Source organism: Streptomyces umbrinus (genome assembly GCF_030817415.1).
Classification (GTDB): domain Bacteria; phylum Actinomycetota; class Actinomycetes; order Streptomycetales; family Streptomycetaceae; genus Streptomyces; species Streptomyces umbrinus_A.
The window spans coordinates 5,538,285-5,561,741 of the sequence record NZ_JAUSZI010000002.1; the positions used below are offsets into that span (position 1 = coordinate 5,538,285).

At 72.0% G+C, this 23,457-nt stretch carries 25 protein-coding genes; 15 read left to right on the top strand and 10 right to left on the bottom strand.

The features are described 5' to 3' along the window. Nucleotides 1-104: 104 nt before the first annotated feature. Together QF035_RS24075 and QF035_RS24080 are read left to right on the top strand one after the other, a co-directional pair. Nucleotides 105-2,684 (top strand): helicase-associated domain-containing protein, encoded by a 2,580-nt coding sequence (locus QF035_RS24075; protein ID WP_307522626.1) that lies wholly within the window; start codon nt 105-107, stop codon nt 2,682-2,684. 452 nt (nt 2,685-3,136) lie between these two features. Beyond that, the gene (locus QF035_RS24080; RefSeq protein WP_307522627.1) at nt 3,137-3,370 is read left to right on the top strand and encodes a hypothetical protein; all 234 of its coding nucleotides are present in this window, start codon (nt 3,137-3,139) and stop codon (nt 3,368-3,370) included. Here QF035_RS24080 and istB read toward each other — a convergent pair. Beyond that, entirely contained in the window at nt 3,348-4,643 is a 1,296-nt protein-coding gene (gene istB, locus QF035_RS24085) for an IS21-like element helper ATPase IstB (RefSeq protein WP_307522628.1), read from the bottom strand. The two genes, QF035_RS24080 and istB, sit on opposite strands and share 23 nt — an antisense overlap. 304 nt (nt 4,644-4,947) lie before the next feature. On the opposite strand from istB, the gene QF035_RS24090 reads away from it, so the two are divergent. Continuing rightward, a complete protein-coding gene (locus tag QF035_RS24090; protein WP_189836852.1) occupies nt 4,948-6,591 on the top strand; it encodes a DNA repair helicase XPB in 1,644 nt (547 codons plus the stop codon). 192 nt (nt 6,592-6,783) lie between these two features. Here QF035_RS24090 and QF035_RS24095 read toward each other — a convergent pair whose 3' ends face one another. After that, on the bottom strand, nt 6,784-6,972 hold the full coding sequence (locus QF035_RS24095) for a hypothetical protein (protein WP_307522629.1): 189 nt from the start codon (nt 6,970-6,972) through the stop codon (nt 6,784-6,786). Between the two features lie 339 nt (nt 6,973-7,311). On the opposite strand from QF035_RS24095, the gene QF035_RS24100 reads away from it, so the two are divergent. Beyond that, complete coding sequence (locus tag QF035_RS24100) at nt 7,312-9,384, top strand: HelD family protein (RefSeq protein WP_307531380.1); 2,073 nt, start codon at nt 7,312-7,314, stop codon at nt 9,382-9,384. Between the two features lie 96 nt (nt 9,385-9,480). Here the strand turns inward: QF035_RS24100 and QF035_RS24105 are convergent, their stop codons facing one another. Together QF035_RS24105 and QF035_RS24110 are read right to left on the bottom strand one after the other, a co-directional pair. After that, entirely contained in the window at nt 9,481-10,170 is a 690-nt protein-coding gene (locus tag QF035_RS24105) for a copper homeostasis protein CutC (protein ID WP_307522630.1), read from the bottom strand. Between the two features lie 96 nt (nt 10,171-10,266). Next, nucleotides 10,267-10,938, bottom strand: coding sequence for a maleylpyruvate isomerase family mycothiol-dependent enzyme (locus QF035_RS24110; protein WP_307522631.1), 672 nt, complete (start codon nt 10,936-10,938; stop codon nt 10,267-10,269). 154 nt (nt 10,939-11,092) lie between these two features. On the opposite strand from QF035_RS24110, the gene QF035_RS24115 reads away from it, so the two are divergent. From QF035_RS24115 to QF035_RS24125, 3 genes are all read left to right on the top strand, one after another. Next, on the top strand, nt 11,093-11,782 hold the full coding sequence (locus tag QF035_RS24115; protein WP_307522632.1) for an HD domain-containing protein: 690 nt from the start codon (nt 11,093-11,095) through the stop codon (nt 11,780-11,782). A gap of 108 nt (nt 11,783-11,890) precedes the next feature. Beyond that, complete coding sequence (locus QF035_RS24120) at nt 11,891-13,141, top strand: Cmx/CmrA family chloramphenicol efflux MFS transporter (protein WP_307531382.1); 1,251 nt, start codon at nt 11,891-11,893, stop codon at nt 13,139-13,141. An 18-nt stretch (nt 13,142-13,159) separates the two neighbouring features. After that, nucleotides 13,160-14,266, top strand: a complete 1,107-nt coding sequence (locus QF035_RS24125; protein WP_307522633.1) for a GNAT family N-acetyltransferase — start codon at nt 13,160-13,162, stop codon at nt 14,264-14,266. Nucleotides 14,267-14,290: 24 nt separating this feature from the next. Here QF035_RS24125 and QF035_RS24130 read toward each other — a convergent pair whose 3' ends face one another. After that, complete coding sequence (locus tag QF035_RS24130) at nt 14,291-14,566, bottom strand: DUF4031 domain-containing protein (protein ID WP_055613941.1); 276 nt, start codon at nt 14,564-14,566, stop codon at nt 14,291-14,293. Next, the gene (locus tag QF035_RS24135) at nt 14,563-14,988 is read right to left on the bottom strand and encodes a hypothetical protein (protein ID WP_307522634.1); all 426 of its coding nucleotides are present in this window, start codon (nt 14,986-14,988) and stop codon (nt 14,563-14,565) included. Before QF035_RS24135 ends, QF035_RS24130 begins: the two co-directional genes overlap by 4 nt. 145 nt (nt 14,989-15,133) lie before the next feature. On the opposite strand from QF035_RS24135, the gene QF035_RS24140 reads away from it, so the two are divergent. From QF035_RS24140 to QF035_RS24150, 3 genes are all read left to right on the top strand, one after another. Further along, nucleotides 15,134-16,051 (top strand): MurR/RpiR family transcriptional regulator, encoded by a 918-nt coding sequence (locus tag QF035_RS24140; protein WP_307522635.1) that lies wholly within the window; start codon nt 15,134-15,136, stop codon nt 16,049-16,051. Nucleotides 16,052-16,211: 160 nt separating this feature from the next. Beyond that, the gene (murQ, locus tag QF035_RS24145; RefSeq protein ID WP_307522637.1) at nt 16,212-17,195 is read left to right on the top strand and encodes an N-acetylmuramic acid 6-phosphate etherase; all 984 of its coding nucleotides are present in this window, start codon (nt 16,212-16,214) and stop codon (nt 17,193-17,195) included. A gap of 189 nt (nt 17,196-17,384) precedes the next feature. Then, the gene (locus tag QF035_RS24150; RefSeq protein WP_307522638.1) at nt 17,385-17,972 is read left to right on the top strand and encodes a hypothetical protein; all 588 of its coding nucleotides are present in this window, start codon (nt 17,385-17,387) and stop codon (nt 17,970-17,972) included. Here QF035_RS24150 and QF035_RS24155 read toward each other — a convergent pair. Then, nucleotides 17,916-18,332: a hypothetical protein gene (locus QF035_RS24155; RefSeq protein WP_307522639.1), complete on the bottom strand. Its 417-nt coding sequence runs from the start codon at nt 18,330-18,332 to the stop codon at nt 17,916-17,918. The genes QF035_RS24150 and QF035_RS24155 overlap by 57 nt on opposite strands. Nucleotides 18,333-18,401: 69 nt before the next feature. Here QF035_RS24155 and QF035_RS24160 point away from each other — a divergent pair, with 69 nt between their 5' ends. Beyond that, complete coding sequence (locus QF035_RS24160) at nt 18,402-19,289, top strand: alpha/beta fold hydrolase (protein WP_307522640.1); 888 nt, start codon at nt 18,402-18,404, stop codon at nt 19,287-19,289. 58 nt (nt 19,290-19,347) lie between these two features. Beyond that, a complete protein-coding gene (locus tag QF035_RS24165) occupies nt 19,348-19,833 on the top strand; it encodes a MarR family winged helix-turn-helix transcriptional regulator (RefSeq protein ID WP_307522641.1) in 486 nt (161 codons plus the stop codon). A gap of 24 nt (nt 19,834-19,857) precedes the next feature. Here the strand turns inward: QF035_RS24165 and QF035_RS24170 are convergent, their stop codons facing one another. Beyond that, nucleotides 19,858-20,508 (bottom strand): FMN-dependent NADH-azoreductase, encoded by a 651-nt coding sequence (locus QF035_RS24170; RefSeq protein WP_307522643.1) that lies wholly within the window; start codon nt 20,506-20,508, stop codon nt 19,858-19,860. A gap of 157 nt (nt 20,509-20,665) precedes the next feature. Between QF035_RS24170 and QF035_RS24175 the strand changes: the two genes are divergently transcribed. From QF035_RS24175 to QF035_RS24185, 3 genes are all read left to right on the top strand, one after another. Further along, nucleotides 20,666-21,331 (top strand): nitroreductase, encoded by a 666-nt coding sequence (locus tag QF035_RS24175; protein ID WP_307522644.1) that lies wholly within the window; start codon nt 20,666-20,668, stop codon nt 21,329-21,331. Between the two features lie 69 nt (nt 21,332-21,400). Further along, nucleotides 21,401-22,198 (top strand): DUF899 domain-containing protein, encoded by a 798-nt coding sequence (locus QF035_RS24180; protein ID WP_307522645.1) that lies wholly within the window; start codon nt 21,401-21,403, stop codon nt 22,196-22,198. 53 nt (nt 22,199-22,251) lie between these two features. Further along, nucleotides 22,252-22,902, top strand: a complete 651-nt coding sequence (locus QF035_RS24185; protein ID WP_307522646.1) for a uridine kinase family protein — start codon at nt 22,252-22,254, stop codon at nt 22,900-22,902. 17 nt (nt 22,903-22,919) lie between these two features. On the opposite strand, the gene QF035_RS24190 is transcribed toward QF035_RS24185, so the two are convergent. Both QF035_RS24190 and QF035_RS24195 read right to left on the bottom strand, forming a co-directional pair. Then, complete coding sequence (locus tag QF035_RS24190) at nt 22,920-23,120, bottom strand: hypothetical protein (protein WP_055616380.1); 201 nt, start codon at nt 23,118-23,120, stop codon at nt 22,920-22,922. Beyond that, on the bottom strand, nt 23,117-23,344 hold the full coding sequence (locus QF035_RS24195; protein ID WP_307522648.1) for a hypothetical protein: 228 nt from the start codon (nt 23,342-23,344) through the stop codon (nt 23,117-23,119). Before QF035_RS24195 ends, QF035_RS24190 begins: the two co-directional genes overlap by 4 nt. Nucleotides 23,345-23,457: the final 113 nt, after the last annotated feature.

The window sequence follows — 23,457 nt, forward strand, 5'->3', positions numbered from 1 at the left end:
CGCCCGGTGTCCGCCCGGCATCCATCCGGCATCCGCCCGGTACACGGGTTCCGGGCCCTGGCAGACGGCCCCTGGCGGGCCCGCCACCCGCTACCGTTGAGCGGATGAGCAGCGATGAGAAGCAGGTGGCCCCGCGGTCCCTCGCGGAGGCGCTCCGCGCGAAGGACGACGGTTCCCTCGCCGCGCTGCTGCGCGCCCGCCCGGACCTCATCACGCCCGTCCCCACCGATCTCACGCAGCTCGCCACCCGTGCCGGCACCCGCGCCTCGGTGATCCGCGCCCTGGAGCGCCTGGACCGGTTCACGCTCCAGACGGCGGAGGCGCTGGCGGTGGCCCCGGAGCCGGCGGACCGCGGGACGCTCCTGGCGCTGCTGGCCGGCGACGAGAACGACCCCGCGGTCGTCGGGGCGTTCCCGCACGCCCTGGCCGCCCTGCGCGAACAGGCTCTGGTGTGGGGCCCGGACGACCGGCTCCGCCTGGTCCGCACGGCCCGCGAGCTGCTCGCGCCCTCGCCGCAGCACCCGTCCCCGACAGGTCTCGGGCCGACGGTCGCGGAGGCCACGTCGGGCATGTCCCCGGGCCGGATCCAGGAGATCCTCACGGCGGCGGGGCTGCCCACGACGCACGACGCGGTGTCGGCGGTGGCTTCCCTGACCGGCCTCTTCACCGACCGCGCCCGGATGGCGGACCTGCTCGGCGCGGCCCCGCCGGACTCCCTGGACGTCCTGTCCCGGCTGGTCTGGGGTCCTCCCTACGGCCAGGTGACCGCCGATCCCGCCTCGCGGCTGCGCTGGCTCCTGGACCGCGGCCTGCTGCTGCCGACGGCGCCCGGCACGGTCGTACTGCCCCGCGAGGTCGCCCTCCACCTCCGGGCGGGCCGCGCCCATCGCGACACCCAGCCCCTGCCACCGGCGGTCGAGCCCGCCGCCACGCACCGTCCACAGGTTGTGGACACGACGGCGGCCGGCCAGGCGTACACCTCGCTCGCGACCATCGAGGAGCTGCTGAAGGACTGGGACGAGGGCGGCCCGACCGTCCTGCGCGCGGGCGGCCTGAGCGTACGGGACCTCAAGCGCACCGCCGTGGCCCTGGACGTCCCGGAGCCGGTCGCCGCCTTCTGGGTCGAACTCGCCTACGCGGCAGGCCTGTTGGCGTCGGACGGCGAGGCCGACGAGCGGTACGCGGCGACTCCGGCGTACGACGAGTGGCTGGAGCTCCCGGCGGCCGCGCGCTGGACGCGGCTGGCCACGGCCTGGCTGTCCGCCACCCGCACGGCGGGCGTGATCGGCGGCCGGGACGCCAAGGAGCGCACGCTCTCCGCGCTGGGCCCGGGCATCGACCGCTCGGCCGCGCCCGAGGTCCGCCACCGCGTCCTGACACTCCTCGCCGCACTCCCCGAGGGCGCCTCCGCGTCCCCCGACTCCCTCGTCGCCCGCCTCCACTGGGAGCGCGCGCTGCGCGGGGCCGCCTCCTCGGACGACCTGCGGGCCCGGCTCGCCCGGTGGACGCTGTCCGAAGCGGAGTCGCTGGGGATCACCGGGCGGGGGGCGCTGTCGGCGCACGGGCGGGCGCTGATCGGGGCGCAGCCGAGCGCGGCCGCCCCGGAAGCGAGGACGGGGACGGGGATGGAGCCGGGGACGGAGCCGGGCTCCGGTCCGGGAGACAAGCTCCCCGTCCACCACCACAGGCACCACCCCGCGCCCCCTCCGCAGCCCCGCTCGGCCGCCGAGCTGGCCTCCGCCGCCGCCCGCGCCGACAAGCTGCTCGCGCCCCTGCTCCCCGAGCCCCTCGACCACGTCCTCCTTCAGGCGGACCTGACGGCGGTGGCCCCCGGCCCGCTGCAACGCCCGCTCGCGGACACGCTGGACGTCCTCGCGGACGTGGAGTCGAAGGGCGGGGCGACGGTGTACCGCTTCACGCCGGGCTCCGTCCGCCGGGCCCTGGACGCGGGCCGCTCGGCCTCGGACCTGCACGCCTTCCTCTCCGAGCACTCCCGTACACCGGTTCCGCAGCCGCTCACCTACCTGATCGACGACGTGGCGCGCAGGCACGGCCATCTGCGGATCGGCTCGGCGTCGGCGTACGTCCGCTGCGACGACGACGCCCTGCTGAACGAGATCATCGCCGACAAGCGCTCCCAGGGGCTGCGTCTGCGCCGTCTCGCGCCCACGGTGCTGGCCGCGCAGGCCGACCCGGCGACGCTGCTCGAAGGGCTGCGGTCGATGGGCTTCGCCCCGGCCGCCGAGTCCGCCGAGGGCGACGTACTGATCACCCGTGCGCACGCCCATCGCACGCCCCCGCGCACGGCGCCCGAGCCGGTCCCGGACGGTCCGCCGTCCCCCGACACCACCCTGCTGGGCGCCGCGATCCGGGCCATCCGCGCGGGCGACCTGGCCTCCACGACCCCGCACAAGCCCACCGCCGCCGCTCCCGGACGGAACGGCACGCTCCCGCGCACCACCTCCGCCGAGACCCTCGCGACCATGCAGGCCGCCGTCCTCACCGGCGACACCCTCTGGATCGGGTACGTGAACGCCGAGGGCTCCGCCAGCCAGCGCGTCATCGCCCCGATCAAGGTGGAGGGCGGCTTCGTGACGGCGTACGACCACACCGCGGACGAGGTCCGTACATACCCGCTGCACCGCGTGACGGGCGTCGCGGAGCTGGCGGACGAGCAGGCCTGAGGCAGTCCCCGTCGGGAAGAGCACCCCACTGCCGGCCGGACGTCCACCCCCGTCTCACTCGTCCGGGTGTACGCGGCGGTTCATGCACGCCACGCCGGACGCTTCCCACCCATGAGGGACCTTCGGGGTCCTCCCGCATCGCGGCGTGAGTCGCGGGGCAGCCACTGGACGTCCTGATCGGGCACCCGCCTGATCACACAAACCAGGAGGTACTCCCATGCGCACTGCTCGCCGTGTCGCCACCGTTCTGATCGGCACCGCCGCGCTGCTCGGCGCACTCGCGTCACAGGCCGCCGCGATCGGTATCGATCTCGGCGGGGGCCTGACCCTCTGAGGACGCCCCCGCACGCCCAGCACGCCCCGCGGGCCGGACTCGGCATCCCGAGTCCGGCCCGTCCCCTCCGAGGGCCCCCACCCCCGCTCAGCAGCGTCAGAAAGGCCTCAGAAACCCCATGCGTTCCACGCTCCGGACCCGCACCGCGACCGGCACCGCGATCCGTACCGCCGCCACGGCCACGCTCTTCGCCTCGGCCGCGCTCATCGGCGTGCTCGCCCCGCAGGCCGCCGCCGCGCAGCCCGCGCTGCCGCTGCCCATCCCGGTCGCCGCCGTCGAACCGCTCGTCACCGAGGGGGTCACCGTCGAGGGACCGCTGGTCAACAACATCACTCTGCCCACGCTGAAGTAGCCCGGCGCATCCGGTAGCTGTCCCCTTCGAGGCGGACGATCTCCGCGTGGTGCGCGAGGCGGTCGACCATCGCGGGGGCGGCGCCGCCGAAGATCTCGTCCCAGCGGCCGAGCGGGCGGTCGCCGGTCACGATCAGCGAGGACCGCTCGTAGCGGTGCGCGACGAGCTGGAAGAAGAGGTGGGCGGTGTCCGCGTCGAACGGGGTGTAGCCGACCTCGTCCACGATCAGCAGCGGGTGGGCGTCCAGCGCGGCCAGCTCCTCGGCGAGCCGCCCCGCCGTCCGCGCCTCCGTCAGCCTCGCGGCCCACTGCGCGGCGGTCGCGAACAGCACCTGGTGACCCGCCTGGCAGGCCCGCACACCGAGGCCGACGGCGAGATGCGTCTTGCCGGTGCCGGGCGGCCCCACGAACACCACGTTCCGCCGCGCGGCGACGAAGTCCAGCTTCCCGAGCCGGGCCAGCACCTCCCGGTCGAAGTCCCGCGGATGATCCTCGTCGAACTCCTCCAACTGCTTCCGGGACGGAAAACGCGCGGCACGGATGCGGGTCTCGGCCCCCGTTTCGTAGGAGGAGTTCTCGTACGGGGACGAGGACAGGTACGAATCCGCCGCCTGGGCCGGAATCGGGACCGGGCTCGAAACCGGGGCCGGGGCCCGCGTGGCCGCCGCCGAGGTCGAGAACTCGGCCGGGACGGACGTCGAGGCGGAACACCCCCCGTCGGCTCCGCCCTGCCCCTGCGCCGGCCCGTGCCCCTTGTGCGAGCGGTCCCCGTGCTCCGCCATCGGCCCCGACATGTACGCCAGGATCGCCGCCGAGGCGATGAAGGCCATGTGGATCACCGTCCCCCACAGCAGCGAGTGCTGCGAGGTGTGGTGCACGTCCACGAACATCTGGAGCAGGTGGACGGAGGAGATGCCCACGATGGCGGTGGCGAGCTTCACCTTCAGGACGTTGGAGTTGACGTGCGAGAGCCATTCCGGCTGGTCACGGTGGCCCTGGAGACCGATGCGGGAGACGAAGGTCTCGTACCCCCCGACGATCACCATGATCAGCAGGTTCGCGATCATGACGACGTCGACCAGCTTCAGCACGGCGAGCATGACGTACGTCTCGTTCGCCTGACCGGTCACGCACCGGAGAATTAAATTCCACAGCTCGTTGAAGAACTTGTAGACGTACACGCCCTGCGCGGCCACCAGCCCGAAGTAGAGCGGGGCCTGCAGCCAGCGGGTGGCGAAGAGGGCGTACCCGAGCGTGGTGGACGGCTGGGACACGACGGGCAGCGGAACAGTCGGTGAGGCCGGCGGGGGCGCGTGCGGCGGGGCATGGATGTGGCTGTGACCGGGTCCGGACAACGGTGGCTCTCCCTGGGCGGTGACCTGGGGCAGTGACCTGCGGGGATCGCCATTCTTCGGGTCCACGGCCGTAAATCTGAATTCCCACCACTCATTGGAATGAATAGACATCCAGTAGGACAGGACGGGGCGTCACCCGGTTCGAGGCGTGCCGCGTGGACGATCAGGCACACTGGACGTTTGGCCGTGCACACCGCACAGCTGTGCAGAAGGGGACGCACGCGTGAATGGTCCACTCATCGTCCAGTCCGACAAGACGCTGCTCCTGGAGGTCGACCACGAGCTGGCCGACGAGTGCCGTCGTTCCATCGCACCCTTCGCCGAGCTGGAGCGGGCGCCGGAGCACATCCACACGTACCGGCTGACGCCGCTGGGGCTGTGGAACGCGCGCGCGGCCGGGCACGACGCCGAGCAGGTCGTCGACGCGCTCGTGCAGTACAGCCGCTACCCGGTGCCGCACGCGCTGCTGGTCGACATCGCCGAGACGATGGACCGCTACGGACGCCTGACGCTGAGCAAGGACCCGGCGCACGGACTCGTCCTCACGACCACCGACCGGCCCGTGCTGGAGGAGATCCTCCGCTCCAAGCGCGTCATTCCGCTGGTCGGCGCCCGGATCGACCCCGACACGGTCGCCGTGCACCCCTCCGAGCGCGGCCAGATCAAGCAGACGCTGCTCAGGCTGGGCTGGCCCGCCGAGGACCTCGCCGGGTACGTGGACGGCGAGGCGCACCCCATCGAGCTGGCCGAGGACGGCTGGGCGCTGCGGCCGTACCAGAAGCAGGCCGTGGAGAACTTCTGGCACGGCGGGTCAGGGGTGGTCGTACTCCCCTGTGGCGCCGGAAAGACACTGGTCGGCGCAGGGTCCATGGCCCAGGCGAAGGCCACGACCCTGATCCTCGTCACGAACACCGTCTCCGCCCGGCAGTGGAAGCACGAGCTGGTGAAGCGGACCTCGCTGACCGAGGAGGAGATCGGGGAGTACAGCGGTACGCGGAAGGAGATCCGCCCGGTCACCATCGCGACGTACCAGGTCCTGACGACGAAGCGGAAGGGTGTCTATCCGCACCTGGAGCTGTTCGACTCCCGCGACTGGGGTCTGATCGTCTACGACGAGGTGCATCTGCTGCCCGCGCCGGTCTTCAAGTTCACGGCGGACCTTCAGGCGCGTCGGCGGCTCGGTCTGACGGCCACGCTGGTGCGGGAGGACGGCCGTGAGTCGGACGTGTTCTCGCTGATCGGCCCGAAGCGGTTCGACGCTCCCTGGAAGGAGATCGAGGCGCAGGGGTACATCGCGCCCGCGGACTGCGTGGAGGTCCGCGTCAATCTCACGGACGCCGAGCGGCTCGCGTACGCGACCGCCGAGACGGAGGAGAAGTACCGCTTCTGCGCGACGACCGCGACGAAGCGGAAGGTGACGGAGGCGCTGGTGCGGCGGTTCGCCGGGCAGCAGATCCTTGTCATCGGGCAGTACATCGACCAGCTCGACGAGCTGGGCGAGCACCTGGACGCGCCTGTCATCAAGGGTGAGACGTCGAACGCGCAGCGCGAGAAGCTCTTCGAGGCGTTTCGGCAGGGCGAGATCAGTGTGCTCGTGGTGTCGAAGGTGGCGAACTTCTCGATCGACCTGCCGGAGGCGACCGTCGCGATCCAGGTGTCGGGGACGTTCGGGTCCCGGCAGGAGGAGGCGCAGCGGCTCGGGCGGGTGCTGCGGCCGAAGGCCGACGGGCACCAGGCGCACTTCTACTCGGTGGTGGCTCGGGACACGATCGATCAGGACTTCGCTGCGCATCGACAGCGGTTCCTGGCTGAGCAGGGGTATGCGTATCGCATCGTGGATGCGGATGAGTTGCTTGCGGACAGTTGAGTGAGGGGTTCGTGGGGAGGGGTTCGGTTCGTCGGGAGGGTGCGGGTCGGTGGGGGCTGGTCGCGCAGTTCCCCGCGCCCCTGAAAGCCCGTGGCCGAGGCCGGTTCACCACGTGCCGGCCGTCGTTGGTCGCTCGCGCAGTTCCCCGCGCCCCTAAAAAACTGCGCCGTTCCCCGCGCCCCTTTCGGGGCGCTACCGGCGGCGTACGCCTGCTTCCTCTTCGTATTCGCCTAGGAGGACCACGCCCATCGCGGCGCTGGCGAAGACCTTGATGGCGCGGAGGGTGTCGCCGAGGCGGTGGCGGTGGCTGCCGTGGAGGGCGGTGGCTCCCGGGGGTGGGCCGGGACTGACGGAGGCTGGGGTGAAGGTCGCTGTGCTCATGTATCCATAGTGGAATTTCCGCCCTCCGCTTTCATCGGCCTGTGGACCGAACCTCCGTCGTCGCCTCGTACGACTCCGGAGTGAGCCGTCCCCCGTAGGGAGGGGGACCGCGTCCCCTAGGGGACGCCGCGATAAATGGTTGGCCTCCGCCGCTCCCTCTCGCCTAAAATCTCCGCTCTTGCCCGCCTCCCTCGCGGAGTGCCGCCGCCCGGACGGAAACCGGTCGGCACACAGCTCAGCCATACGGCGACAGCCCCGCCATACGGCGATGAGGCACACCCACGCAGCAGGCTCCAGGCCCCGGAGGCATCACCCGTGTCCACCCCGCCCGACTCCGCCATGTCGGTCCCCGATCCGTCCGACGACCCCCTCTCCCGCGAACGCGCCCACCTCACCCACTCCCGTGCCGCCCTGCGCTCGATGCGCGAGGACGTCGAGTCGCTCGACATCCGGGACGTCACCGCGAACTGGGTCAACGCGGAGGTCCTCTCCCGCCAGATCGAGGAGCGCGTCAAGGCCCTCGCGGACCTCTCGCACACCCCGCTCTTCTTCGGCCGCCTCGACTATCTGCACTCGCCGGGCGCCGATCAGGCGGAGGGAGCGGAGGGCGAGCGCTTCTACATCGGGCGCCGGCACGTGCACGACGCCGACGGGGACCCGATGGTCATCGACTGGCGCGCCCCGGTGTCCCAGCCCTTCTACCGGGCCTCCAAGAAGAACCCGCTGGACATCGCCCTGCGCCGCCGCTTCGGCTACACGGCCGGCGACCTCACCGCGTACGAGGACGAGCACCTCTCGGACCCCGCCGAGGCGGCCGCCACCAGCAAGCTGCTCCAGCAGGAGATCGAGCGCCCGCGCGTCGGCCCGATGCGCGACATCGTGGCGACGATCCAGCCCGAGCAGGACGAGATCGTACGGTCCGGTCTCGGCGGCTCGGTCTGTGTGCAGGGCGGTCCGGGCACCGGCAAGACGGCGGTCGGTCTGCACCGGGTCGCCTACCTCCTCTACGCCCACCGCGACCGGCTCGCCCGCACCGGCACCCTGGTCATCGGTCCGAACGCGTCCTTCCTCCACTACATCGAGCAAGTGCTGCCCGCGCTGGGCGAGTTGGAGGTCAAGCAGGCCACGGTCGACGACCTGGTCGCGCATGTGGAGGTGCGGGGCAGGGACGAGGCGGCGGCCGCGGTCGTCAAGGGCGACGCACGGATGGCCGAGGTCCTGCGCCGGGCCGTCCGCTCTCACGTCACCATGCCCGTCGAACCGGTCATGGTGGTCCGCGGTTCGCGGCGCTGGCGCGTCCCGGCGTACGAACTCGAAGTCATCGTCCGGGAGTTGCTCGACCGGGACATCCGGTACGGCGCCGCCCGCGAGGCCCTTCCGCAGCGCATCGCGCACGCCGTGCTGGTGCAGATGGAGCGGTCGGGCGAGGCCCCGGACGACCGGGTGCAGGACGCCGTGGCCCGCAACCCCGCGGTGAAGGCGGCGGTGAAAAGCCTCTGGCCGCCGGTCGAGCCCGCGAAACTCGTGCTGCGTCTGCTCTCCGACGCCGACTTCCTCGCCACCCACGCCGAGGGCGTCCTCACCGAGCACGAGCAGAAGACGATCCTCTGGAGCAGGCCCGTACGGTCGGTGAAATCCGCCAAGTGGGCCGCCGCGGACGCCGTGTTGATCGACGAGGCCACCGACCTCGTACAGCGCACGCACTCGCTCGGGCATGTGGTGCTCGACGAGGCGCAGGACCTCTCCCCCATGCAGTACCGGGCGGTGGGGCGGCGCTGCACGACCGGTTCGGCGACCGTGCTCGGGGATCTGGCGCAGGGCACGACGCCCTGGGCGACCCGGAGTTGGGAGGAGGCACTGACCCACCTGGGCAAGGGCGACGCGGTCGTCGAGGAGCTGACGGCCGGTTTCCGCGTGCCGACGGACGTCATCACGTACGCGTCCCGGCTCCTTCCCCACATCGCGCCCGGCCTGACCCCGGTGGCGTCGGTCCGCGAGAACCCGGGCTTCTTCGAGGTCCGCCCGGCCACCGCGGACACCGCGGACGCCGAAGTGGTCGCCGCCTGCGAGGAGTTGCTGCGCAACGAGGGCTCGGTCGGCCTGATCGCGGCCGACGCGCGCGTACCGCTCCTTGCCGAGGCCCTGGCGGCGGCCGGCCTCCCCTACCTGGGCCCCGGCGAGGAGACGACCCTCACCACCCGCCTCACCCTGGTCCCGGCCTCGCTCGCCAAGGGCCTGGAGTACGACTACGTGGTCCTGGACGAGCCCCGGGCCGTCGTCGACGGCGAACCGGACGAACGCACCGGCCTGCGCCGCCTGTACGTGTCCCTGACCCGAGCGGTCTCGGGCCTGATCGTCACACACGCGGCACCGCTGCCACCCCAGTTGTCACAGGACCAGTCGGAGAGCTGACAGGCGTGGACCCGGGCCCGCGCCCCAAAGGGGCGCGGGGAACTGCGCGACAAGCCCCCACACACCGCAGACGAAATCCGCACCCCAGCGGAGCGCCTACGCGTCCAGCGCCGCCCGCCACTCCCGTACCGCCACCGCCGAGACTGGCACGTCCCAGCCGCCGGGCCGGGCCGCTCCCCCGATGTGGAAGGCGTCGACGCCGGCGGCCCGCAGGCGCGGTACATGGTCGAGGCGCAGGCCGCCGCCGATGAGGAGCTGCGGCTCGTACCCCGGTTCGCCGCGGCGGGCCGCCTCCGCCAGCAGCGTGGTCAGACCCTCGTCCACGCCTTCCGCCGACCCGGCCGTGAGGTACGCGTCCAGGCCGGGCAGGTCGGCGAGGCTCTTGCGCAGCGCGTCGCGGTCGGCCGCGCGGTCGATCGCCCGGTGGAACGTCCAGCGGCAGCCGTCCAGCTCGGCGAGCACCGCCTCCAGCGCGGGCAGGTCCGGCTCTCCGGTCTCGTCCAGGAATCCGAGCACGAACTCGTCCGCCCCGGCGGCCCGCAGCTCCCGGGCCGCCCGTACGAGTGCTCGTACGTCCCCGGCCTCGAAACCGTCGGCAAGGCGCAGCATCACTCGCAGCGAGATGCCGACGGCGGCCCTGATCCCCGCGAAGGTCTCGACCGGCGGGGTCAGCCCGTCGGCGGCCATGTCGGTGACCAGCTCCAGCCGATCCGCGCCTCCGGCCTCGGCGGCGACCGCGTCCTCGACACCGAGGGCGATCACCTCCAGGACTGCACGCTCACTCATAGGACCTCTTCCCTCGGGCGGCTACAGGTCTAGTCCAATAGTCAGCCTACGCGCTCGACACCGCGGACCGACGGACCGGGACCGATCCGCCGGGGCTCAGCCGAAGAGATCGAGCTCCGCCTCCGCGGCCCCCGCCAGCTCGTACCGCGTCCCGGTCAGCGGGCGCCCCGCGTGCAGCCGTACGAGAGTGGCCGCGTCGCCGATGTAACGGGCGGGCGGCCGGTCGCCCGAGGGCGCGCCGAGCAGCAGCGGCTCGTCCAGGTCGTCGAGGTCGGCGTGCAGGGCGGGCCGCCCCCGGTCGCGGGTGATCCACGCCAACAGGTCGAGCGCGGACCCCACTTGGGCACCCGCGTACGCCCCGGGCTCGCCCCAGGCGTCCCGTACGTCTCCCGCGTGCACCCACTCGCCGAGTCCGACCCCGTCGAGCGCGCCGCCCGCCTTGGCGATCACGGGACCCGCGTCGGTCATGCCGCGCTCCAGCTCGTCGACGATCTCCGCGAGGGACCGGCCGGAGCGCTCGGCGATGTCCCGGTCGTTCGCCTCGGGGCTGAACACGTCCTCCTCGTAGCGGCTCTCCACGACCCGCGACAGGGCGGCCGCGCAGTGTGCCAGGACGTGTCGTACGGTCCAGCCCGGACAGCAGGTCCTGACCTCGAAGTCGTGCTCGGGTCGTCCTCGGAGGAGCGGGATCAGGACGTCCCGTTCTGCGGCCAGGAGGCGGCCGGGGAGTTCCGGATCGCGTACGGGGTGTGTGTCTGCGGCAGTCATGGATCCACGCTAGGCGCTCCGCGGGGGCGGGTGGGGTCGTACGGTCGTGGAAAGCTGCGGGCCGGTTGTGGCTGCTCGCGCAGTTCCCCGCGCCCCTGAAGGGGCGCTGAGGGGCGCCCGGAATATGGACAGTGGACCGGCGGAGAATGGCCCCATGGCAAACCTCGACGCCCCCGACACCGCCAATACCGCCGACCCGCTTGGCGCCCTGCGCGCCCGCTGGGTCCGTACCCTCCGGGCGAGCCGCGGGACGGACGACGGACCGGACCCCGCCCCCTACGCCGACAACCTCATCTCCCGTTGGGCGGAGCCGCAGCGGCGGTATCACACGGTTGATCATCTGACGGCGGTGCTGGAGCACATCGATGTGCTGGAGGCGCACGAGAGGTACGCGGACGACGTGGACCTGGTCCGGCTGGCCGCGTGGTTCCACGACGCCGTCTACCTCCCCGACCGTTCCGAGAACGAGGAGCGGTCGGCCCGGCTCGCCGAGCGTGCGCTTCCCGAGGCCGGTGTCTCCGCGGCCGGTACGGCGGAGGTCGCCCGCCTCGTCCGCCTCACCGTCACGCACGCCCCGGCCGACGACGACCCCAACGGCCAGGTCCTCTGCGACGCCGACCTGGCGATCCTCGCCGCGTCCCCGGACGCGTACGCCGCCTACACGGCCGCCGTCCGCGAGGAGTACGCCTTCGTCCCGCCGGAGGCCTTCCGCGAGGGCCGCGCGGCGATTCTGCGGCAGCTTCTGGACCTGCCCCGCCTCTTCCACACCCCGTACGGGACAAGGGAATGGGAGGGTCCGGCACGCCGGAACCTGGAGTCGGAGCTCAGCCTGTTGACGGGCTGAACGGCAGCCGATGGAATGACAGGCCCATCCATGAGGTTGGCACCTGATATGCCCGTCCCCACGAGCGCCGGCTCCGCCACGCCCACCCACACCGCCACCCGCACCCATATGCCCCTGGCCGTCTACGTCCTCGGGCTCTCCGTCTTCGCACTGGGCACCAGTGAGTTCATGCTCTCCGGCCTGCTGCCGGCCGTCGCGGACGACATGAACGTGTCGATTCCGCGCGCGGGACTGCTGATATCCGCGTTCGCCGTCGGCATGGTGGTGGGCGCGCCGCTGCTGGCCGTGGCGACGCTCCGGATGCCCCGCCGTACGACCCTGATCTCGCTCATCGCGGTCTTCGGGGTGGGCCAGATCGCGGGCGCCCTCGCCCCGAACTACGCCGTGCTCTTCGCGTCCCGTGTCGTGAGCGCGCTGGCCTGCGCCGGGTTCTGGGCGGTCGGCGCGGCCGTGGCCATCGCCATGGTCCCGGTGAACGCCCGGGCCCGCGCCCTCGCCGTGATGATCGGCGGCCTGTCCATCGCGAACGTCCTCGGTGTCCCGGCGGGCGCCTTCCTGGGCGAGAGCCTCGGCTGGCGGTCGGCGTTCTGGGCGGTCGGCGCGGCCTCCGCGGTCGCGCTGGTCGGAGTGGCCACGCTCATCCCCCGTATCCCGCTCCCCGACGAGAAGCCGCAGCTCAGGCGGGAGCTGCGGATCTACCGCGACCGGCAGGTCTGGCTCTCCATCTCGCTGATCGCGTTCGCGGCGGGCGGTGTCTTCTGCGCGTTCAGCTATCTCGCGCCGCTGCTGACCGACGTCTCCGGGCTCGACGACAGCTGGGTGCCCGTGGTGCTCGGGCTGTTCGGCGTCGGGGCGCTGATCGGCACGATGATCGGCGGCCGGATCGCGGACGCGCACCTCTTCGGGGTGCTGCTCACCGGTATCGCGGCCTCGTCCGTGCTGCTGGTCGCGCTGGCGCTGCTCGGGCAGTACGCGGTAGCCGCCGTCACCCTCGCCTTCCTCCTCGGCGTCTCCGCCTTCTACACGGCCCCGGCCCTGAACGCCCGGATGTTCAACGTGGCGGGCAAGGCCCCGACCCTGGCCGGTGCCACCACCACGGCCGCGTTCAACCTCGGCAACACCGGCGGCCCCTGGATCGGCGGTGCCGTCATCGACGCGGGCCTCGGCTTCGCCTCCCCGGCCTGGGCGGGCGCGGCCCTGACGGTCACGGCGGGCGCGGTGACGGCGGTCTCGCTGCGCCTGCACCGGCGTACGGCGGCCTCGCGGGTGGTGACCGCCGGAGCCCCGGCCTCCGCTGCCATGGCACCCTCTGCCACAGCCTCCAACGAGCCGATTAATCAGTCTCGTTCGGCGAACTGATCACCTATTCTCACCGGCATGCGGGCTATGGGTGGGGATCAGGTGGAAGAGGCCGTCACGGACGCGGTGGCAACACTGCGGAAGGTGGCCGACCGGGACTGGAGCGTCAAGGCGGGCCGCCTGGACTGGAGTTGCCGTAGGACGGCGGAGCACATCGCGTCGGACCTCATCGCGTACGCGGGGCAGATCGCGGGCCGCCCCACCGACCGTTACGTGCCGTTCGACATCACCTTCGAGGAGTGCGAGAGCCCCGAGGACGTCCTCCAGGTCATCGAGGCGACCGGCACCCTGCTCGCGGCCGCCGTCCGCACCGCCCCGCGCGAGGCCCGCGCCTTCCACCCGTACCCCTTCCGCAGCGCGAACCGCGAGGGCTTCGCCGCGATGGGCGTCACCGAGGTGCTGGCGCACACGCACGACATCGCCGAGGGTCTGGGCATCCCGTACGAGGCCCCGGCCGCGCTCTGCGAGGACGTACTGACGCGGATCTTCCCGCACGTCCGGCCCGCCCCGGGCTCGGACCCCTGGCGGACCCTCCTGTGGGCCACGGGCCGCGGCGACCTGCCCGGCCGCGCGCCCCTCACCGGCTGGCGCTGGAACAACAACCTCGTGATCCCCGCCGACCGCCTCACCCTCCAGGGCGTCACCCCCGCGGCCGCCGCCGACCTCCGCACGGGTGGCACGGGCGGCTTCGAGTGGACCGAGGACGGCCCGTTCGAGGGCACGCGGGACGCCGCCGGAATGGTGACGAAGGCGTACGAGGCCGGGGTGCACCGCCCGGAGTTCGGCCTGTTCGTCCTCGTACGCCGCGAGAACGGCCGCGCGGTCGGCGGCATGGGCTTCCACGGCGCCCCCGACGAGGACGGCCGCGCCGAGGTCGGCTACGACCTGGCCGAGTCCGCCCGCGGCAACGGCTACGCGGCCGAGGCCCTGCGCGCCCTGTCCGCCTGGGCCCTCTCCCGCGACGACGTCACGTCCCTGTTCGCCACGGTGGACCGCGTCAACGCCCCTTCCCAGAGCGTGCTGTCCCGCGCGGGCTTCACCCGGGTGAGCGGGGCGGGCGGGGACGGACAGGGAGAGGGAGGGGTAGAGGACGGGGAGCAGTACGCGTACGAGCTGAGGGGCTGAGGGCGGAACGTCGCCGGTTGCCCGTCAACTGCCGGGAACCGCACGCCCCTTGGGCCTGCGCAACCCCGAAGCGAGCAGCAGCCGCACCACCTCACGGCTGCGAACCTCCACCGCTCCGGCCGCCACCGCGTCCTCGTACCGGTGCGAGGGGATGTCGTAGTGATCACGCTCGAAGGCGCGGGCGGGAGCGCCCAGCCGGCGGGCGAAGTCGTGCAGCTCGTCGTACGAAACGTCGCTGACGAGGTGGGACCACATGCGGCCGTGCCCCGGCCAGTCGGGCGGGTCGATGTAGACGGTCACGAGGAGGGCGTCCCCCCGTCGCTCGCGCCGCCGGTCCCGCCACCGGCCGCCTGGAGCGCGCCCACGGCCGAGACCTTCACGCCCGCCTTGTGGCACACCCAGTGCGGGTCGGCGCCCAACTCCGGCTCCACTTCCAGGGCGTGGGGATCACCGGCACCACAGACGGGACACAGCGGCCAGCGCCCGTGCCGCTCAAGCAGCGCGTCCTGTACGTCCTGGGCGACGAGCCCCGCCACGTAGTCGACCCCCTCCGGCCACTGCTCCACCCACCAGCGCCGCTGCACCACCGACTCCTCGACGAACGAGACGACGTCCGGCTCGGCAACCTCACCGGCCGCAAGATCAGCAAGCACAAGCGCCCGCGCCGCGTGCAACGCCTGCTCCAAGGGGCTGATGGGATGGGGGGAGGGCGGAGAATCCATACGTCCATTGTGCGCCACCCCCGCCCTGTAAGGGGCGCGGGGAACTGCGCGACCAGCCCCCACGCACCCGCAGCCGAAAACACCACCGTCCCAGCCACCCCCTCTCCCCTTGACCCCTCCCCCAAAGCGAAAATATCTTTCATACGTGACCCACGAAGTGAAGGAAATTTTCGCGGGCGAAACCCCGCCGGCCCCCGCGGCCCTCGCTGCCAAGGTCCGCACACTCGCCCCGTCGATGACCCGCTCCATGCAGCGCGTGGCGGAGGCCGTGGCCGCCGACCCGGCCGGCTGCGCGGCCCTCACGGTCACCGGCCTCGCGGAACTGACGGGTACCAGCGAGGCGACGGTCGTCCGTACGGCCCGCCTCCTCGGCTACCCCGGCTACCGCGACCTGCGCCTGGCCCTCGCCGGGCTCGCCGCCCAGCAGCAGTCGGGCCGCGCCCCCGCCGTGACGGCCGACATCGCGGTCGACGACCCGATCGCGGACGTGGTCGCCAAGCTCGCGTACGACGAACAGCAGACGCTCGCCGACACGGCGGCCGGGCTGGACACGGTCCAGCTCGGCGCGGCGGTCGCCGCCCTCGCGGCCGCCCGCCGTATCGACGTGTACGGCGTCGGGGCGTCCGGCCTCGTCGCGCAGGACCTCACCCAGAAGCTCCTGCGGATCGGACTCATAGCGCAGGCGCACAGCGACCCGCACCTCGCGGTGACCAACGCCGTGCAGCTGCGCGCCAAGGACGTGGCGATCTCGATCACGCACTCCGGGTCGACGGGCGATGTCATCGAGCCGTTGCGGGTCGCGTTCGAGCGCGGGGCCACGACGGTCGCGATCACCGGGCGTCCGGACGGTCCCGTCACCCAGTACGCGGATCACATCCTCACCACGTCCACGGCTCGGGAGAGCGAGCTGCGGCCGGCGGCGATGTCCTCGCGGACGAGTCAGCTGCTGGTGGTGGACTGCCTGTTCATCGGGGTCGCACAGCGGACGTATGAGACTGCGGCGCCTGCGTTGTCGGCGTCGTACGAGGCGTTGGCGCACCGTCACCGGAGCACGCCTCGATAGCCGCAGTTCGAGGCCGGTGGGTAGCTGCGGGTGTGTGGGGGCTGGTCGCGCAGTTCCCCGCGCCCCTAAAAGACAAAGACCAGGCGCCCCCGGCACTCTGAAGTCTCGCGGACGAAACTTCAGCACCAGAACCGCCCCGTACCAGAAAGAGCCGTCGCACATGACCTCCAGCGCCGATGCCACCGACGCCCCCTCTCACCCCTCGCACTCCTCTCCCTCCGACTTGCGTGATGTGCGGGCCGAGTTGGAGAGCCTGACCACCGAGGCCTTTCGTCCTGAGCTGTCCGAGATCGATCAGTTGCCCACGCTCGACATCGCGAAGCTCATGAACGGGGAGGACGCGACCGTGCCGGGCGCGGTCGCCGCGCAGTTGCCGGGCATCGCGGCGGCGATCGACGCCATCGCGGAGCGGATGGGGCGGGGCGGGCGGCTCGTCTACGCGGGCGCCGGTACCGCCGGCCGGCTCGGGGTGCTGGACGCGTCCGAGTGCCCGCCCACCTTCAACACCGACCCCTCCGAGGTCGTCGGGCTGGTCGCGGGCGGACCGGCGGCGATGACGACGTCGATCGAGGGCGCGGAGGACTCGGCGGAGCTGGCCGTGGAGGACCTCTCCGCCCTGGACCTCACGGCGGACGACGTGGTCGTGGGCGTCTCCGCCTCGGGCCGGACCCCGTACGCGATCGGTGCCGTGGAGCACGCGCGGGCGCTCGGTGCCCTCACGGTCGGTCTGTCCTGCAACGCGGACAGCGCCCTGGCGGCGGCGGCCGACCACGGCATCGAGGTGGTCGTGGGCCCCGAGCTGCTGACCGGTTCCACCCGCCTGAAGGCCGGCACGGCGCAGAAGCTCGTCCTCAACATGCTCTCGACGATCACGATGATCCGCCTGGGCAAGACGTACGGGAACCTGATGGTCGACGTACGCGCCTCGAACGAGAAGCTGCGCGCCCGCTCCCGCCGTATCGTCTCGCTCGCCACCGGCGCCTCCGACGAGGAGATCGAGGCAGCCCTCGCGGCAACGGACGGCGAGGTCAAGAACGCCATCCTCACCATCCTGGGCAACGTGGACGGCCCGACGGCGGCCCGGCTCCTGGAGGAATCCAACGGCCACCTGAGAGCGGCCCTGGCAGCGGCACCCCGTCTTTAGTCTTTTGCCTTTGCCTTTGCCTTTGGTCTTTGGTCTTTGTCTTTGGGTCTTTGATCTTTTAGGGGCGCGGGGAACTGCGCGACCAGCCCCCACGCACCCGCGGCCGAAGAACCCACCGACTCATCCGAACCCCGGACTGTCAGTGGGACATGCGAGGCTGGAGGAGCCAAAAGGAAGGGACGCCAAACCGTGAACCACGCGCAACTGACCGCTCTGGGCCGCGCCCTGCGCGTACTCGGCGAGCACGGGGACGCCCTGTCCTCCGACACGCAGGACGCGAAACTGCACGAGGTGAAGGCCGACCTCAAGCGGGCCCTCGACCTGCTGGAGGAGACCGTCACGACGGCGGCCCCGACCACGCGCTGCCCGGAGCACCCCACGGGCCCGGTCGACCAGGACGCCCCGGACCTGTGCCTGCTCTGCGAGACCCGTCGCCGCCTCGCCCGCCGTTCGAAGGTCAACGACTCGTTCCCGCAGGGCCGTCCGACCGCCCCGGACGAGATCGTGGAGCGCACGAAGTCGCGTTACGGCGTACGGGGCGACCGGCCCCAGCCCCAGCAGCGCTGGCTCCCCGAGCTGTGGACCGGCCAGACCTGGCAGCTCTGCGGCACCCCCCGCCGCGACAAACAGGAGGCGGAGCTGTATCTGGCCGCCCAGCGCCGGGGCCCCCGCCCGAGCATGGCCTACCGGCTGGTCCACGAGTTCACCGACTACGAGGTGCTACGGATCTGGGGCACCCCGGTGAAGATCGACATCGAGCCGATGGGGAACATCTAGCCGGACACCTCGGCTCTGGCCCGACACCTCGGCGATCCACTTGATGAAGGTGTTCGCGGCCAGGCAGGCGGCACGGTCCACGTCCGGCAGGGCGGCGAGGTACCGGGTGGCCGAGGGCTCCAGATGGGTCTTCAGCAGGTACTCGTCGAGGTTGCGCGCGGTGAGCCTGCCGAAGCCCTTCGCCCGCAGCCCGAGCGAGGCCAGGTGGTCGCCGTACGCGGCCTTGAGCTCCCGGGAAATGGTCTGGTCGACCCTGTGCGCCGCTGACCAGCGGGTTGTCGCCCCAGCACCACTCGTACGCCATGCCGGAGTGTTCGAGGTCGAGTGACCGCGCCGCACCCCGCCCGCACGCCACCCCATGACCCCACCCCTCCATCGCCCCGATCACCCAGTTGCGAGTAAGCGAGACGAGACGTATCGTCACGTCCCATGGAACAGCTTCTCACCGTCGCCCCCGACGTCCACCTCTGGACCGAACAGCGCGGCAGCGCCGGCGCCCCGCCCCTTCTCCTGATCATGGGCGCGGGCGCCTCCGGCCTCGGCTGGCCCGAACCACTGGTGGACGCCCTCGCCGTCGACCACCGGGTGATCCGGTACGACCACCGCGACACGGGACGCTCCACCTGGGCGTTCGAGCAACGCCCATATCGCATCACCGACTTGGCCGAGGACGCAGTGGCGGTGCTGGACGGTCTCGGCGTGGAGCGGGCCCACGTCGTCGGTATGTCGCTCGGCGGCATGCTGACCCAGCTGCTCGTCGCCGACCACCCCGACCGCGTACTGAGCGCCACACTCATCGGGACGTCGGCACTCAGCACCGCCCCTTACACCCGCCCCGACGGGACACGCGCCCCGGTGGAGGAACTGCCCGGCGTCTCCCCCGAGGTACTGAAGATCTGGTCCCACCTCGCCGAGGAGCGTGACCGGGAGGCCGAGCTGGACTGGCGCGTCGCACACTGGCGGGTACTGGCCGGCGGCCAACTCCCCTTCGACGCCGCGTACTTCCGCGATCTGGAAGAGCGCATCATCGAGCACGCCGGTGGCCCCGCCACCTCACCCGCGCACGCCCTCGCCGACGACTCCGGCATGCTGCGCACGGAGGCGCTCGCGACGACCGAGGTGCCCGTACAGGTCATCCTCGCCCCGGCCGAACCCGTGTTCCCGCCACCACACGCACAGCACATCGCCCAGGCGATCCGAGGCGCCCGCCTCACCGAGATCCCCGGCATGGGCCACGCCCTCCCGGCCGGACTCCTCCCGGCACTCGCGACAGCAATCCTCTCGGCCACGGCGACCCCAGGGCCGCAGCCGACGTAACCACATATCGTTTCAATCGATACCGTATCGATTGAATTAACAGCGGTAACATGCCCCCATGACCGCCGACGCCCCTCACCCCGCCACCGCCTCGCGTGCGACCGATCGCCCCGGCGACACCTCGCCCTTCGCTCTCGGGCTGCTGCTGCGGCAGGCGCACTGGCGGGCGGCCGCGGTGATGTCGGAGGCGCTTCGGCCGCTCGGCATCGAGTTGCGGCACTTCGCCGTACTGATCGTGCTCGTCGACCGCGGACCCACCGTGCAGCGGGACCTGGGGGCGGCGACGGGGACGGACAAGGCGGGGATCATGCGGGTCGTCGACGACCTGGAGCGCAAGGGTCTCGCCGCACGCAAGTCCGTGCCGGGGGACCGGCGGGTGCGGGCGGTGGAGATCACGCCTCAGGGCATCGAGCTCTTCGACGCGGCCCATGAGGGGGCGGCGCCACTGGCCGAGAGCCTGGTCACCGACCTGACACCCGGCGAGCGCGAACTGCTGACGGACCTGCTGACCCGGTTCGCCTACCCAGCGGACAGCGAGGTGTAGAAACACCCACACCCCAGGGGCGCGTCACGCGGCGAGGCGCTCCGCGAGGGCCTTGGCCTTGGCGGTCGCGTCCCTGAAGGCGCGCTCGCGGGAGGCCTCATAGAGGGGGATCAGCTCGGACATGGCCGGGTTGCCGGGGGCCATGGTGAGTTCCGGGACGATGAATTCGAGGTCCAGTCCGAGGGCACCCTGGAGGACGACCTCCAGGTAGTTCTGCACGAACTCGAAGCCCTCGCGCGGGGTGCCCGGCGCGTAGGAGCCGCCACGGCTGGCCACGACGACGACCGGGGTGCCCTGGGCCGACGGGGCCTCGCCCGCCGTACGGCCGAGCAGGAACACGTTGTCCAGCCACGCCTTGAGGGTCGACGGGATCGAGTAGTCGTGCATCGGCGCGCCGATCAGCACGACGTCCGCCCGCTCCAGCTCCTCCATGAGCCGCACGCGCTCGCCGAACGCGGCTGCCTGCTCCGACGTGCGCTCGGACGGGTCCGTGAAACCGGCGGACCAGGCGGCGGCGGTGATGTGCGGGACCGGGTGGGCGGCGCGGTCGCGGTGGATCACCCTGCCCTCCGGGTGCTGCTCCTCCCAGGCCTTGCGGAAGGCGTCCGCGACCGAACGGGACGAGGACGCCTCGCCGGGGAGCACGGACGAGTCGATGTGCAGCAGCGTGGTCATGCGCTTTCTCCAAGGAACGGTGCCCGGGCGGACAAGCCGGGACAGAGGATTCGTACTCGACGACAGTTAAACACGAGAAGGTATCGCATGATACCGTCGCGGTCGAGACGGAAACCGTGACGTCGAGCAGCGGCGAGCAGACGGGAGGTAGACGGCCTTGGACGTCTACGAGGCGGCGACGAGCCGTCGGGCGGTACGCGGATTCACCGACCGGCATGTCCCGCGGGAGACGCTGGAGCGCGTACTGTCCACGGCGGCCAGAGCACCGTCCGCGTCGAACCTCCAGCCGTGGCACGCCTGCGTGGTGACCCGCAGGCCGCTGGCCGAGCTCAAGAAGCGCGCAGGTGAGCGCCTCGCCGCGGGCGACCCCTGGGACGAGCCGGAGTACGAGATGTACCCGCCCGCGCCGAGGTCCCCGTACCGGGAACGCCGGTCCGCCTTCGGTGAGCAGCGCTACGGCGCGCTCGGCATTCCGCGCGAGGACCTGGAGGCGCGTCAGCGGGCCGCCGCCGGGAACTGGGAGTGCTTCGGCGCGCCCGCCGCCCTGTTCTGCTACATCGACCGCGACCTGGGCCCGGCCCAGTGGTCCGACGTCGGCATGTATCTGCAGACCGTCATGCTGCTGCTCCGCGCCGAAGGGCTGCACAGCTGTACGCAGATGGCGTGGGCCAAGTACCACCGGACCGTCGCGGAGATCCTGGCGCCCCCGGAGGAGCTCCTCCTCTTCCGCGGCATGTCGATCGGGTTCGAGGACGCCACAGTGGGATACACCCGTACGGGCCGGGCTCCGCTCGACGAGACGGTCGTGTTCGTCGAGCCTTGAGTGCGAGTCCGACGGGAGCACAGAGCCGTAGCAAGAGCAGTGGCGAGAGCAGCTGGGAGGCGGCCCGCGATGGCGACGATGGGGAACCTGCCCGAGGTGGTGTCACGCGAGGAGTGGCTCGCGGCCCGCAAGGAACTGCTGGCGAAGGAGAAGGAACTCACCCGGGCACGCGACCGGGTGAACGCCGACCGGCGGCGCCTGCCGATGGTCCGCGTCGACAAGCCGTACACCTTCGAGGGCCCGGACGGGACCGTGTCCCTGCCCGACCTGTTCGAGGGGCGGCCCCAACTGGTCATGCACCACTTCATGTGGACGTACGACCTCGACGCCGACGGCACCGAGCACCCCCGGGACACCGGATGCCCGAGCTGCTCCTCCGCCGCCGACGGCATCGCCGGACTGCGGCAGCTGCACGCCCGCGACACGACGCTGGTCGCGGTGACCCGCGCGCCGTACGCGAAGCTCGCCGCCTACCGCGAGCGGATGGGGTGGACGTTCCCCTGGTACTCCTCGGCCGGCGGCGACTTCAACTACGACTTCCACGCGACGGTCGACGACCGCGTCGCGCCGGTCCAGGTCTTCCACCGCACCGAGGCCGAACTCGCCGAGGCCGGAATGCCCTGGTCGGAGAGCATGCGCGGCGACTGGCCGGGCATCAGCGCGTTCCTGCGGGTGGACGACGACGTGTTCCACACCTACTCGACCTTCGGCCGCGGCATCGAGGAGTTCCACAACGGCTACCGCTGGCTCGACCTCACCGCGCTCGGCCGCCAGGAGGCCTGGGAGGAGCCGAAGGACCGCGCGGCCCCGCGAGGCATGGAGGTCGGCGGCCCCAGGATGCGTATCCCGGACGAGTACGACGTCTGAGACGGGACGTGTGCGGCGGAACGTGTGAGGCGGAACGTGTGAGGGGGCTGTCGATGCGGCTGCATCCGGGTGAGACCGAGGCCGTCGGCTGGCGGGTGGTGACCGTGCCCGACGTCGTCCGGCAGTTGCGCGAGGCATCGCCCGACGTCACCGGACGCCCGCGCGTGATCGCGATCGACGGCCGGGGCGGCGCCGGCAAGACGACCCTGGCCGAGCGGCTGCGCAAGGCGGTCCCCAACTCCGCCGTGGTGCACACCGACGACATCGCCTGGAACCACGCCTGCTTCGACTGGGGCGCCGCGCTCGTCGAGAACATCCTGCGCCCCTTGCACCGGGGCGGGCCGGTGGACTGCCGCCCTGCTCCCTGGATCACCCACGACCGGCCCGGATCGATCACCGTCCCCGCCGGTGCCGACGCCATCTGGGTCGAGGGCACCGGCATCATCCGCGAGGAGCTCGCCCCGTGGCTGGACGCCTCGGTGTGGATGCAGGGCGACCTCGACGAACAGGAGCGCCTGCTGGCCGTACGCGACGGCGACTCCCCCGAGCAGCGGGAGCACGTGGCGAACTGGCTGCGGGAGGAACTGCCGTTCATGCTGCGGGAACAGCCGTGGGCCCGGGCCACCCTGATCGTCGCCGGCCCTCCGTGGACCGCCCACGACCCGGACACCGAGTTGGTCGTCGCCCCGCCGACGGGCCCGTAGTCCGGCCGCCCACCCGGTCACGGCAGCCGCCCCTCCCAGTTGAGCCGCCGCACCCGCGCGCGCAACACCTCCCCCACCGGAGCCTCGCCCACCGCCTCCGGCGGACAGTCCCACTCCCGGCCACCACCCACGGGCCGCAGCTGTACGTATCCGCCCTCGCGCCCCATGACCTGCCCGACCCGCCCGTCGCGCAGGTCGACCGCGTACTCCCGGCTCACGCGTCCCCACCCGCCGCCGCCCCGCGCAGCGCGTCGGCCAGCCGGACCGCCGTACGTACGTTGCACCGCCCCAACTCCACCAGTGCGTACGGTTCGCCGGTGGCCGCCGTCACCGGGTCGATGCCCAGCGACGGCAGCGCGACGCCCGCCCCCTCCAGGGCCGCCCGAAGGCACGCCACCGCCTCCTCCGTCGACAGCACCCGCTCACTGGACGTCATCTCCATCGTGCCCTGCCTCCACTCTGAGTGTTCACGTTCACCACACAGCGTGGCCATCACGGCTCTAACCTGGCCAGAGACGGCGCCCCAACAACCCCTCCTGTCGGACAGGGAGTTGC

What these genes read in the sequence shown, in the direction of transcription:
- QF035_RS24135 (WP_307522634.1), bottom strand. Translation starts at nt 14,988, where the DNA reads ATGGATTCTCCGCCCTCCCCCCATCCCATCAGCCCCTTGGAGCAGGCG.
- QF035_RS24155 (WP_307522639.1), bottom strand. Translation starts at nt 18,332, where the DNA reads ATGGGGTGGCGTGCGGGCGGGGTGCGGCGCGGTCACTCGACCTCGAAC.
- QF035_RS24160 (WP_307522640.1), top strand. Translation starts at nt 18,402, where the DNA reads ATGGAACAGCTTCTCACCGTCGCCCCCGACGTCCACCTCTGGACCGAA.
- QF035_RS24165 (WP_307522641.1), top strand. Translation starts at nt 19,348, where the DNA reads ATGACCGCCGACGCCCCTCACCCCGCCACCGCCTCGCGTGCGACCGAT.
- QF035_RS24120 (WP_307531382.1), top strand. Translation starts at nt 11,891, where the DNA reads ATGCCCCTGGCCGTCTACGTCCTCGGGCTCTCCGTCTTCGCACTGGGC.
- QF035_RS24185 (WP_307522646.1), top strand. Translation starts at nt 22,252, where the DNA reads ATGCGGCTGCATCCGGGTGAGACCGAGGCCGTCGGCTGGCGGGTGGTG.
- QF035_RS24100 (WP_307531380.1), top strand. Translation starts at nt 7,312, where the DNA reads ATGTCGGTCCCCGATCCGTCCGACGACCCCCTCTCCCGCGAACGCGCC.
- QF035_RS24125 (WP_307522633.1), top strand. Translation starts at nt 13,160, where the DNA reads ATGCGGGCTATGGGTGGGGATCAGGTGGAAGAGGCCGTCACGGACGCG.
- QF035_RS24095 (WP_307522629.1), bottom strand. Translation starts at nt 6,972, where the DNA reads ATGAGCACAGCGACCTTCACCCCAGCCTCCGTCAGTCCCGGCCCACCC.
- QF035_RS24080 (WP_307522627.1), top strand. Translation starts at nt 3,137, where the DNA reads ATGCGTTCCACGCTCCGGACCCGCACCGCGACCGGCACCGCGATCCGT.
- murQ (WP_307522637.1), top strand. Translation starts at nt 16,212, where the DNA reads ATGACCTCCAGCGCCGATGCCACCGACGCCCCCTCTCACCCCTCGCAC.
- QF035_RS24195 (WP_307522648.1), bottom strand. Translation starts at nt 23,344, where the DNA reads ATGGAGATGACGTCCAGTGAGCGGGTGCTGTCGACGGAGGAGGCGGTG.
- QF035_RS24170 (WP_307522643.1), bottom strand. Translation starts at nt 20,508, where the DNA reads ATGACCACGCTGCTGCACATCGACTCGTCCGTGCTCCCCGGCGAGGCG.
- QF035_RS24105 (WP_307522630.1), bottom strand. Translation starts at nt 10,170, where the DNA reads ATGAGTGAGCGTGCAGTCCTGGAGGTGATCGCCCTCGGTGTCGAGGAC.
- QF035_RS24075 (WP_307522626.1), top strand. Translation starts at nt 105, where the DNA reads ATGAGCAGCGATGAGAAGCAGGTGGCCCCGCGGTCCCTCGCGGAGGCG.
- QF035_RS24180 (WP_307522645.1), top strand. Translation starts at nt 21,401, where the DNA reads ATGGCGACGATGGGGAACCTGCCCGAGGTGGTGTCACGCGAGGAGTGG.
- QF035_RS24115 (WP_307522632.1), top strand. Translation starts at nt 11,093, where the DNA reads ATGGCAAACCTCGACGCCCCCGACACCGCCAATACCGCCGACCCGCTT.
- QF035_RS24110 (WP_307522631.1), bottom strand. Translation starts at nt 10,938, where the DNA reads ATGACTGCCGCAGACACACACCCCGTACGCGATCCGGAACTCCCCGGC.